Source organism: Streptomyces sp. NTH33, from assembly GCF_003236365.1.
In the GTDB taxonomy this organism is placed as follows: Bacteria; Actinomycetota; Actinomycetes; order Streptomycetales; family Streptomycetaceae; genus Streptomyces.
Window position 1 is genome coordinate 1 of sequence record NZ_POTZ01000290.1, and the last position, 9,216, is coordinate 9,216.

General features: G+C 71.9%; 10 protein-coding genes and 1 pseudogene. 7 read left to right on the forward strand and 4 right to left on the reverse strand.

The genetic code is table 11. The annotated features are described in order from the left end of the window. Positions 1-15: 15 nt before the first annotated feature. The 5 genes from C1I97_RS24420 to C1I97_RS24440 are packed head-to-tail and all read left to right on the forward strand — an operon-like array spanning position 16 to position 3,670. Positions 16-1,284 (forward strand): beta-ketoacyl-[acyl-carrier-protein] synthase family protein, encoded by a 1,269-nt coding sequence (locus tag C1I97_RS24420; protein WP_111005337.1) that lies wholly within the window; start codon positions 16-18, stop codon positions 1,282-1,284. Next, a complete protein-coding gene (locus C1I97_RS24425) occupies positions 1,281-2,531 on the forward strand; it encodes a beta-ketoacyl synthase N-terminal-like domain-containing protein (protein WP_111005330.1) in 1,251 nt (416 codons plus the stop codon). The genes C1I97_RS24420 and C1I97_RS24425 overlap by 4 nt, the downstream gene beginning before the upstream one ends. A 45-nt stretch (positions 2,532-2,576) precedes the next feature. Next, the gene (locus C1I97_RS24430; protein WP_111005331.1) at positions 2,577-2,834 is read left to right on the forward strand and encodes an acyl carrier protein; all 258 of its coding nucleotides are present in this window, start codon (positions 2,577-2,579) and stop codon (positions 2,832-2,834) included. 1 nt (position 2,835) lies between these two features. Further along, positions 2,836-3,318: an SRPBCC family protein gene (locus C1I97_RS24435; RefSeq protein WP_111005332.1), complete on the forward strand. Its 483-nt coding sequence runs from the start codon at positions 2,836-2,838 to the stop codon at positions 3,316-3,318. 28 nt (positions 3,319-3,346) lie between these two features. Beyond that, positions 3,347-3,670 (forward strand): TcmI family type II polyketide cyclase, encoded by a 324-nt coding sequence (locus C1I97_RS24440; protein ID WP_111005338.1) that lies wholly within the window; start codon positions 3,347-3,349, stop codon positions 3,668-3,670. 110 nt (positions 3,671-3,780) lie between these two features. On the opposite strand, the gene C1I97_RS24445 is transcribed toward C1I97_RS24440, so the two are convergent. The 3 genes from C1I97_RS24445 to C1I97_RS43010 all read right to left on the reverse strand — a co-directional run bounded on the left by C1I97_RS24445 (position 3,781) and on the right by C1I97_RS43010 (position 6,150). Next, positions 3,781-4,809: a methyltransferase gene (locus tag C1I97_RS24445; RefSeq protein WP_111005333.1), complete on the reverse strand. Its 1,029-nt coding sequence runs from the start codon at positions 4,807-4,809 to the stop codon at positions 3,781-3,783. Positions 4,810-4,898: 89 nt separating this feature from the next. After that, positions 4,899-5,957: a right-handed parallel beta-helix repeat-containing protein gene (locus C1I97_RS24450; RefSeq protein ID WP_111005334.1), complete on the reverse strand. Its 1,059-nt coding sequence runs from the start codon at positions 5,955-5,957 to the stop codon at positions 4,899-4,901. 61 nt (positions 5,958-6,018) lie between these two features. Continuing rightward, entirely contained in the window at positions 6,019-6,150 is a 132-nt protein-coding gene (locus C1I97_RS43010; protein WP_441349145.1) for a hypothetical protein, read from the reverse strand. A gap of 158 nt (positions 6,151-6,308) precedes the next feature. Here C1I97_RS43010 and C1I97_RS24460 point away from each other — a divergent pair, with 158 nt between their 5' ends. Continuing rightward, positions 6,309-6,962: a rhomboid-like protein gene (locus C1I97_RS24460; protein ID WP_111005335.1), complete on the forward strand. Its 654-nt coding sequence runs from the start codon at positions 6,309-6,311 to the stop codon at positions 6,960-6,962. A gap of 14 nt (positions 6,963-6,976) precedes the next feature. Here the strand turns inward: C1I97_RS24460 and C1I97_RS24465 are convergent, their stop codons facing one another. After that, positions 6,977-8,476, reverse strand: coding sequence for an MFS transporter (locus tag C1I97_RS24465; protein WP_111005336.1), 1,500 nt, complete (start codon positions 8,474-8,476; stop codon positions 6,977-6,979). Positions 8,477-8,567: 91 nt separating this feature from the next. Between C1I97_RS24465 and C1I97_RS24470 the strand changes: the two are divergent. Then, positions 8,568-9,216 (forward strand): annotated as a pseudogene (locus C1I97_RS24470) (pentapeptide repeat-containing protein); the annotation flags it as partial.

Consider the following 9,216-nt stretch of genomic DNA (forward strand, 5'->3'; position numbering starts at 1 on the left):
GGCGGAGGCGCGGTCATGACCCGGCGGGTGGCGGTCACCGGCATAGGCGTGGTGGCGCCGGGCGGGATCGGCGCTCCCGCGTTCTGGGACCTGCTGGCCGGCGGGCGTACGGCGACGCGGGGCATCACGTTCTTCGACCCGGCCGGTCTGCGGTCCCGGATCGCCGCCGAGTGCGATTTCGATCCGGTGGCCGCGGGGCTGGACGAGGAGCAGGTGGCGCGCTGCGACCGGTACATCCAGTTCGCGCTGGCGGCCGGCGAGGAGGCGGTACGGGACGCGGGAATCGACCTGGCCGGGGAGAATCCGTGGCGGGTCGCGGTCTCCCTGGGCACGGCGGTGGGCGGCACGACCCGGCTGGAGAACGACTACGTCCTGGTCAGCCACCGGGGTGAGCGCTGGGACGTGGACCACCGCCAGGCCCAGCCGTACCTGGAGCGGGCGTTCACGCCGAGCACGCTGGCGTCGACGGTGGCGGAGCGGTTCGGGGCGCGCGGTCCGGTGCAGACGGTCTCGACGGGCTGCACGTCCGGGCTGGACGCGGTCGGGTACGCGCTGCACACCGTGGAGGAGGGCCGGGCGGACGTCTGCATAGCCGGGGCGTCGGACTCGCCGATATCGCCGATCACGATGGCGTGCTTCGACGCGATCAAGGCCACGTCGCCGAACAACGACGATCCCGCGCACGCCTCCCGTCCCTTCGACAACGACCGTGACGGGTTCGTCATGGGCGAGGGCGGTGCGGTGCTGGTCCTGGAGGAGCTGGAGCACGCCAGGGCCCGCGGCGCGCACGTGTACTGCGAGCTGAGCGGCTACGCCACCTTCGGCAACGCCTATCACATGACCGGCCTGACCAGTGAGGGCCTGGAGATGGCGCGGGCGATAGAGACCGCGCTGGACCACGCCCGGCTGGACGGCTCCGCGATCGACTACGTGAACGCGCACGGCTCCGGCACCCGGCAGAACGACCGGCACGAGACGGCCGCGGTGAAGCGGGCGCTGGGCCATCACGCCTACGACACGCCGATGAGCTCCATCAAGTCGATGGTGGGTCACTCGCTGGGGGCGATCGGGGCGATCGAGGTGGTGGCCTGTGTGCTGGCGCTGGCCCACCAGGTCGTTCCGCCGACCGCCAACTACGAGACGCCGGACCCCGAGTGCGATCTGGACTACGTGCCGCGGGCCGCCCGCGAGCGGAAGCTGAACAGCGTGCTCTCCGTGGGCAGCGGGTTCGGCGGTTTCCAGTCGGCGGTGATCCTGACCCGGCAGAGGGAGAGGACACGATGAGCGCACCCCCCAAGCGGCGGGCCGCCGTCACCGGTATCGGTGTGGTCGCGCCCAACGGAACAAGCACCGAGAGCTTCTGGAAGTCCACCCAGGAGGGTGAGAGCGTCCTGGGCCGCGTGACCCGTGAGGGCTGCGGGCACCTGCCGCTGAAGGTGGCCGGTGAGGTCCGGTCCTTCGATCCGTCGGCGGCGGTCGAGGAGCGTTATCTCGTCCAGACGGACCGGTTCACGCATTTCGCGATGGCCGCGGCCGACGCCGCTCTGGAGGATGCCCGGCTGGGCCGGGCGGACACCGGGGGGGCGCCTTTCTCGGCGGGTGTGGTGACCGCGGCCGGCTCCGGCGGGGGCGAGTTCGGCCAGGGGGAGCTGCAGAAGCTGTGGAGCAAGGGCAGCCGCTACGTCGGTCCCTGGCAGTCCATCGCCTGGTTCTACGCGGCCAGCACCGGCCAGATCTCGATCCGTCGCGGCTTCAAGGGGCCGTGCTCGGTGGTCGCCGCGGACGAGGCCGGCGGCCTGGACGCGCTGGCGCACGCGGCGCGGGCCGTGGAGCGCGGTACGGATGTGATCGTGGCGGGGGCGACGGAGGCGCCGCTGGCTCCGTACTCGATGGTCTGCCAGCTCGGTTACCGGGAGCTGAGCCCGGTGGAGGATCCGGCGCGGGCGTACCGGCCGTTCACGGAAGGGGCGTGCGGGTTCGTGCCGGCCGAGGGCGGCGCGATGCTCGCCGTGGAGGAGGCGGGCGCGGCCCGGGAGCGGGGTGTGCCGGTGCGGGCCACGGTGGCCGGGCACGCGGCGACGTTCACCGGTGCCTCCTGCTGGGAGGCGTCCCGGGAGGGGCTGGCGGAGGCGATCCGCGGCGCGCTGGCCGAGGCCGGGTGCGCCCCGGAGGAGGTCGACGTGGTCTTCGCCGACGCGCTCGGTGTGCCCGCGGCGGACCGGGCGGAGGCGCTGGCCATCGCCGACGCGCTGGGCGCGCACGGGCGGCGGGTGCCGGTGACGGCACCGAAGACCGGTACGGGCCGGGCGTACTGCGCGGCGCCGGTGCTGGACGCGGTGGCGGCGGTCCTGGCGATGGAGCACGGGCTGATCCCGCCCACCCCGAACGTCTTCGACATCTGCCATGACCTCGATCTGGTGACCGGATGCGCCCGTACCGCGCAGGTGGGTACGGCGCTGGTCCTCAGCCGGGGGCTCATGGGCTCGAACTCGGCGCTGGTTCTGCGGCACGGAGCCGTCGGCGCCCCCTGACCGGGCGCCGAGCAACCAGCCGGGAGGAACAAGGAGAGGAACCGCATGAGTGACCGAATCACCGTGGAAGAACTGTCCGAACTCATGAAGAGGACGGCCGGTATCGCCGTCAGCCCGAAGGAGCTGGCGGAACGGCCCGACATCGCCTTCGAGGAGCTCGGCATCGACTCGCTCGGCCTGCTCGGCATCGTGGGCGAGCTGGAGAACCGGCACGGGGTTCCGATGCCGCCCGACGCGGAGCACTGCAAGACGCCCCGCAAGTTCCTCGACCTCGTCAACGGCACCCTTCTGGCAGGAGCGTGAGATGGCGGGCCACACGGAGAACGAGATCACCATCGCCGCGCCGGTGGACCTGGTGTGGGAGATGACCAACGACGTGGAGAGCTGGCCGCAGCTGTTCAGCGAGTACGCCTCCGCGGAGATCCTGTCGCGGGAAGGGGACAAGTGCACCTTCCGGCTGACCATGCACCCCGACGAGAACGGCACGGTCTGGAGCTGGGTCTCCGAGCGCGAGCCGGACCGGGACACCCTCACGGTCAGGGCCCGCCGGGTGGAGACCGGGCCGTTCGCCTACATGAACATCCACTGGCGGTACGAGGAGGTGCCCGACGGCACGCGGATGGTCTGGACGCAGGACTTCGAGATGAAGCCGGAGGCGCCGGTCGACGACGCCTGGATGACCGACAACATCAACAAGAACTCCAAGGTCCAGATGGCCCTGATCCGCGACAAGGTCGAGAAGGCCGCGGCCGGGCGACGGGCCGAACCGGCCCTGAGCGCCGACTGAGCCGGACGGAGGGAAGAACGTGCGGAACGTGCACCAGGCCCTGATCGTCGCCCGGATGGCTCCGGGTTCGGCCCCCGACATCGCGAAGATCTTCGAGGAGTCCGACCGGGGGGAGCTGCCGCACCTGGTCGGCGTCACCCGGCGCAGTCTCTTCCAGTTCGGCGATGTGTACCTGCATCTGATCGAGGGGGACCGGGATCCGGGGCCGGCCGTCGCCAAGGTGGCGGACCACCCGGAGTTCCGGGGGATCAGCGACCGGCTGTCGGCGTACGTCAGCGCGTACGACCCCCAGACCTGGCGTTCGCCGAAGGACGCGATGGCGCGCCGCTTCTACCTGTGGGAGCGCGACTGAGCCGTCCGTCCGTGGCCGTCCGGCTCCCTCACGGACGGCCTCCGGCCGCCGGGCCCGTGGTGCAGCGGGCCCGGCGGCCGGTGGACGGAGGAAAGGGGCGGTTCTGCCGGTCAGGCGGGTACCGTGCAGTCGAAGGCGTGCAGGTAGGGGTTGACGGGGCTGATGTCGTCGATGGTCAGGCCGGCCGCCCTCAGACGGCTGGTCATGCTGTCGGTGGTGTGCTTGGCGCCGCCGACGTTCAGCAGGAGCAGCAGGTCCATGGCGGTGCTGAACCGCATGGACGGGGTGTCGTCGACGAGGTTCTCGATGACGACGACGCGTGCTCCGGGCCCGCCGGCGCCGATGACGTTGCGCAGGCAGCGGGCGGTGGAGTCGTCGTCCCACTCCAGGATGTTCTTGATGATGTAGACGTCGGCCTTGACGGGGACGGCCTCGCGGCAGTCGCCGGGCACGATCCGCACCCGGTCCGCGAGCGGGCCGCCCTCGCGCAGCCGGGGGTCGGCGCCCTCCACCACGCGCGGCAGGTCCAGCAGGGTGCCGTGCAGGGCCGGGTACTTCTCCAGCAGGCCGGCCACCACGTGGCCCTGGCCGCCGCCGATGTCGGCGACGGAGGAGGCGCCGGACAGGTCGAGGAGTTCGGCGACGTCCCGGGCGGACTGCTTGCTGGAGGTGGTCATGGCCCGGTTGAAGACGTCCGCCGACTCGGGGGCGTCCTCGTTGAGGTGGACGAAGAACTCCTTGCCGTACAGGTCCTGGATGACGTTGCGGCCGGTGCGCACCGCCTCGTCCAGCCGGGGCCAGGCGTCCCAGGTCCATGGTTCGGTGCACCACAGGGTGATGTAGCGCAGGCTGTTCGGGTCGTCCTCGCGCAGCAGCCGGGAGGTGTCGGTGTGCGCGAAGGTGCCGTCGGGCTGTTCGGTGAAGACGCCGTAGCAGGCCAGGGCCCGCAGCAGCCGTCGCAGCGGACCCGGTTCGGTCTTCACCGCGGCCGCGAGGTCCTCCACGGCCGTGGGGGTGTCGCCGAGCGCGTCGGCCACACCCAGCCGGGCGGCCGCGCGCAGGGCGGCGGCACACGCCGCCCCGAACGCGAGTTCCCTGAGCCGCATGGACGGCGGTGGGGCGGTCTGAGCGGTCGTCATGTGCCGCCTTCCTTCCTTGTCGGTCCCCGTGTGGTTTCGGACGGGGACCGGGTGTGGTGATGGGAGTGGTGACGGGTGTGGTGACGGCCTCAGCACATCCCCGCGGGCTTGGAGGCCCGGCAGGAGTTGTTCCGGAAGGCGTTGTTGTGCGTGGCGCTCTCCTGGTTGACCAGGTCGGCGGGGGAGTTGCCGTGCAGCGCGTTGTCGACGATCCGGTTGTTCTCGCTGGAGGCGCCGACCATGCTCTTGAAGAGGACGATGCCGCCCGACAGCGGGGACTTGCCGGAGTTGCCGGTGACCGTGTTGCCGGTCACGGTGGTCTCCTCGGCGCCGGTCAGGACGATGCCCGAGCCCTGCAGGTAGGGCAGCCGGGCGGTCGCCGGGCAGTACTTGTTGTTCTCCACGACCCGGTTGTCGCGCACGGTCAGGGCGCCGGCCCTCGGCTTGTTCTCGTCGCCGACGACGAACACGCCCGCGCAGTTGCCGGTGATCTCGTTGCCGTGGGCGGTGAGGTTCCGCAGCCGGCGGACGGTGACGCCGATCCGGTTGTTCTCGAGCCGGTTGTGGGCGATCCGGGTTCCGCCGGTGTCGGTGGCGCCCTGCTCGGCCGTGATCGTGTTGGCGAGGAAGAGGCCCGCGTCGCCGTTGTTCCGAGCGGTGTTCTGCCGGTACTCGCTGCTTACGGAGTGCTCCTCGGCGATGCCCCACACGCCGTTCTTCTCGGCGGTCACGTTCCGCACGGTCAGCCGGTCGGTGTCGACCGCCATCACTCCGGCGCGGGAGAAGCCGGTCACGGTCAGGTCGGAGACGGTGACGCCCTCCAGGCGCTTGTCCCTGGCCCCTGCCACGCAGATGCCGTTGCCGTGTTCACCGCAGTCGCCGGCGGCCTTGGCGGCCGGCTCCAGGACGGTGCCGCGGCCCATGCCGCGCAGGGTCAGACCGGGCGTCGTCACCTTGACGCTCTCGTGGTAGACGCCGGGCGTCACCAGCACGGTGTCGCCCGTCTTCGCGGAGTCCACCGCCTTCTGGATCGACTCTCCCGGGAACACCAGGTGGATCCTGGGCACCGAGATCGGTGGGGCGGCGGCGACACCTGAGGCGGCCAGCGCGGCAGCGCTCAGGAGCAGAGCGATGTGGCGTTTTGTCATATTGCGCAGGCTATGTCCCGAAAGTCCGATCGCAAGGCCTGATAGGCCGTTCGAGGGCGCGTCACGCACGCAGGGCGCGGCCGGTCCACAGCTGTTCGGGCGACAGCGGCCGTACGGCGCCCGCGCCGTCCCACGCCCGCAGCGCGAGCGGCTCGCCCGCGCTCTCCTCGTCCAGGAGCCGGAGCTCCAGCACGGCGAGCGTGTGGCCTCCCGCACCACCGGCAGGACCGGCGCGGCAGGGCGGCGACGAACGCGCGGCCCGCCGCTCCGTTGGATTTCTCCCGAGAAGCGGCCGGCGCACCGGGCACCTCGATCACCTTGCCGACCATACTTGCGAGGGTGAACGCGGTCATGCGAGTGCGGCGTGGGCTGCGGGCGGTGGCGGCGTACGTCCGCGGCGCCCCGGGCGCGTACGTGTGGCTGCTGATCCTGTTCTTCACCACCGTCGCCCTGAACCACATGTCGCCGCGGTTCGAGCAGCACTTCCTGCGGCAGCGCTCCACGAACATCCACGAGCTGTCGAACAACCCGGTGCGGGTGCTCTTCTCCAGCGCCATGTGGATCGACAGCGGCCACTGGCTGCCGTACGCGGCCCTCTACACGGTCTTCCACGCGCAGGCCGAGCGCTGGCTGGGCACCCTGCGCTGGCTGGGGGTGTGCGTGGCCGCGCACGTGCTGGCCACGCTGATCAGCGAGGGCGCGCTGCTGTGGGCGGTGCAGCGGCACATGGCTCCGGAATCGGTCGTCAACACCCTGGACGTCGGCGTGAGTTACGCCCTGGCCGGGGTGATGGGGGTGCTGACGTACCGGATCGCGCCGCCCTGGCAGTACCCGTACCTGGCCGTCCTGTTCGTCTTTTACGGCGTGCCGCTGGTCGCCGGGCGCACCTTCACCGACCTCGGGCACTTCACCTCCGTACTGATCGGCCTCGGCTGCCGTCCGCTGGCCAGGGGCCGGGGGGAGCCGTGGAACCCGAAGGAGACACTGGCCGCCCTCAGGCGCTGACGTCCCCGGCCGTCTCAGCCCACCGACTCCGGTACGGCCGCCTCGGCCGGGGCCCCGCGCCTGGGGGCGCCGCCCGTGATCATCAGGCCGGCGACCAGGCCGGCCAGGAGCATGATGCCCGCCGCCCACCAGAGGGCGACCGTGTAACCGTGCACGATGCCCTCGGGTACCACCCGCGGCCGGTCGGCCGGGTCGCGCAGGTGGGCGGTGACGTAGGCGGCGCCGCTGGTCGTGGCGATCGTGTTGAGCAGCGCGGTGCCGATCGAACCGCCCACCTGCTGGGAGGTGTTCACGGTCGCGGAGGTCACGCCCGAGTCCCGCGGGGCGACGCCCGCGGTGGCGGTGGCGAACACCGGCATGTAGGTCAGGCCCATGCCGAGGCCCATCAGCAGCAGCGCGGGCAGCACGTCGCTCGCGTACCGCGAGTCGGCCGTCAGCCGGGTCAGCAGCAGCAGGCCGCCCGCCGCCAGGAGCATGCCGGGGACCAGGAGCGTGCGCGGAGCCACGTGCCGCAGCAGCCGGGCCGAGATCTGCGTGGAGCCCACGACGATCGCGGCGGTCAGCGGCAGGAAGGCCAGGCCGGTCCGCAGCGGCGAGTAGGCGAGGATGCCCTGCAGGTAGTAGGTCATGAACAGGTACAGCCCGAACATGCCGACCACGGCCAGCGCCATGGCCAGGAAGCAGCCGGCCCGGTCGCGGTCCCGGACGACGTGCAGCGGCAGCAGCGGCGACGGCGCCCGGGTCTGCCACCACACGAAGGCGGCGAGCAGCACCACGCCCACCGCGAGCAGGCTCGGCACCAGCGGGTCCGTCCAGCCGCGCGGCTGGGCCTCGCTGACCCCGTAGACGACGGCCACCAGGCCGCCGCAGCCCAGTACCGCCCCGCGCACGTCCAGCCGGGCGCCGGTGTTCCTGGGCCGGTCGCGCAGGAGGGTGAGGGCGCCGAGGACCGTGACGACGGCGATGGGCACGTTGACGTACAGGCACCAGCGCCAGTTCAGGAACTCGGTCAGCACGCCGCCCACGATGAACCCGATCGCCGAGCCGCTGCCCGCGAGGGCGCCGTAGATGCCGAAGGCCTTTCCGCGTTCCCTCGGGTCGGTGAAGGCCGTGGTCAGCAGGGAGAGCGCGGAGGGGGCGAGGACGGCGGCGAAGGCGCCCTGCAGCGCGCGGGCGCCGTAGAGCATGCCGGAGGACGTGGCCGCGCCCCCGAGCACGGAGGCGACGGCGAAGCCGATCAGCCCGGCGACGAACGTGCGTTTGCGGCCCACCAGGTCGGCGACCCTCCCGCCGAGCAGGAGCAGCCCGCCGAAGGCGACGGAGTAGGCGGTGATGACCCACTGCCGGTTCCCGTCCGACATGTGCAGGGCGCGCTGCGCGGAGGGCAGCGCGATGTTCACGATGGTCGCGTCCAGCACCACCATCAGCTGCGCGAGCGCGATGACGACGAGGGCCCACCAGCGGTGGGGGTCGGTGTGCTCGGAACGGAATTCACCGGTGCGGGTGGTGCTCATCTGGCCAGAAGATCACGAATCGGGACATATCGCATCCGTGTGTACCCCGGGACCGCCAGTGACTGTCAGTGGCGGAGTGCAGCATGGGGGCATGGCGAGGAGAGCGAGCGGCGGAAGCGGCGTGAAGGGAGCCCGGCGGCCCGAGCTGCGGTTGCCGGGCCTGGAGGCGTACGACGGCGGGGGGCTGGCGCCGGACGGGGACTACGACGGGCTGGAGTTCCGGCAGGAGGACTTCGCCGGGCAGGACGGGGCGGGCGCCCGCTTCATGGACTGCGCGCTCAGGGGCTGCGCGCTGGACGGCACGTCACTGCGTCACGCGCGCCTCCTCGACTCGGTCCTCACCGGCGTACGAAGGGGTCGGCACCGACCTCGCCGAGGCGACCCTGCGGGACGTGGAGGTGACCGACGCCCGGCTCGGCGGTGTGGGGCTCCACGGGGCGGTCCTGGAGCGGGTGTGGATCCGCGGCGGCAAGATCGACTACCTGAACCTGCGCAAGGCCCGGCTGCGGGACGTGGTCTTCGAGGGCTGCGTCCTCGTCGAGCCGGACTTCGGGGGCGCCCGGCTGGAGCGGGTGGAGTTCGTGGACTGCGAGGTGAAGGGCGTCGACTTCAGCGCGGCGGTGCTCACGGACGTGGACCTGCGGGGTGCCGTGTCCCTGGAGATCGCGGGCGGAGTGGACCGGCTGGCGGGGGCCGTGATCAGCACCGGTCAGCTCCTGGACCTGGCGCCGGTGCTGATC

Bases quoted from the DNA above. Each gene is read 5' to 3' on its own strand.
- C1I97_RS24420 (WP_111005337.1), top strand. From the start codon at position 16: ATGACCCGGCGGGTGGCGGTCACCGGCATAGGCGTGGTGGCGCCGGGC.
- C1I97_RS24425 (WP_111005330.1), top strand. From the start codon at position 1,281: ATGAGCGCACCCCCCAAGCGGCGGGCCGCCGTCACCGGTATCGGTGTG.
- C1I97_RS24430 (WP_111005331.1), top strand. From the start codon at position 2,577: ATGAGTGACCGAATCACCGTGGAAGAACTGTCCGAACTCATGAAGAGG.
- C1I97_RS24435 (WP_111005332.1), top strand. From the start codon at position 2,836: ATGGCGGGCCACACGGAGAACGAGATCACCATCGCCGCGCCGGTGGAC.
- C1I97_RS24445 (WP_111005333.1), bottom strand. From the start codon at position 4,809: ATGACGACCGCTCAGACCGCCCCACCGCCGTCCATGCGGCTCAGGGAA.
- C1I97_RS24450 (WP_111005334.1), bottom strand. From the start codon at position 5,957: ATGACAAAACGCCACATCGCTCTGCTCCTGAGCGCTGCCGCGCTGGCC.
- C1I97_RS24460 (WP_111005335.1), top strand. From the start codon at position 6,309: ATGCGAGTGCGGCGTGGGCTGCGGGCGGTGGCGGCGTACGTCCGCGGC.
- C1I97_RS24465 (WP_111005336.1), bottom strand. From the start codon at position 8,476: ATGAGCACCACCCGCACCGGTGAATTCCGTTCCGAGCACACCGACCCC.